This window comes from Aquabacterium sp. A08 (assembly GCF_011742065.1).
Map to the genome: position 1 here is coordinate 1 of NZ_JAAQQT010000028.1, position 682 is coordinate 682.

2 protein-coding genes are annotated in these 682 nt (G+C 69.9%); both read right to left on the reverse strand.

The window, feature by feature from the left end; genetic code table 11:
• A partial coding sequence (locus tag HA630_RS26650) for an rRNA adenine dimethyltransferase family protein (RefSeq protein WP_371809167.1) occupies positions 1–419 on the reverse strand: 419 nt, incomplete at its 3' end.
• Positions 416–682, reverse strand: a 267-nt coding sequence (locus HA630_RS26655) for a peptidylprolyl isomerase (RefSeq protein WP_208299873.1), incomplete at its 5' end; no start/stop codon positions are given. The genes HA630_RS26650 and HA630_RS26655, both read right to left, overlap by 4 nt.

Consider the following 682-nt stretch of genomic DNA (forward strand, 5'->3'; position numbering starts at 1 on the left):
CGGTCGATCACCTCTTTTTGCAGCATGAAGTGCTGGTCCTGCACCACGTCGGCCACGCCCAGCAGGTGGAACAGGATGGGGCTGGAGATGTTGTAAGGCAGGTTGCCCACCACCCGCATGGGCTCGGGCCGGCTGGCGGCCAGGGCCCGGAAGTCCACTTTCAGCACGTCGGACTCGATCACCGTGAGCTGCGGGTGGGCGCGCAGGCGCAGCGCCAGGTCGCGGTCGAGTTCGATCACGGTGAGCTGGCCCAGGCGCTCGACCAGCGGCTGCGTCAGCGCCGCCAGGCCGGGGCCGATCTCTACCACGAACTGGCCGGGTTTGGGCGCGATTTCGCCGACGATGGCGTCGATGATGCCGCCGTCGGACAGGAAATGCTGGCCGAAGCGCTTGCGCGCGCGGTGCGGGCCGGCGCTCACTGCAGCGGCTCGCGGTATTCGACGTAGGCGCGCGCACGCAGGTCGGCGGCCCAGTCCTCGTAGGCGCGTTCGGTCTTTTCCTCGCGCAGCACGTTGCGCACCCACTCGCGCTGGTCGCGCCGGCTGACCTCGGCCTGGCGCCGTTCCTGCACCTGGATCAGGTGCAGGCCGAAGCGCGACTGCAGCGGCTCGGACACCTGGCCCGGGGCCAGGGCGTTCATCACCTGCTCGAACTCGGGCACGAACTGGCCGGGCACGGCCCA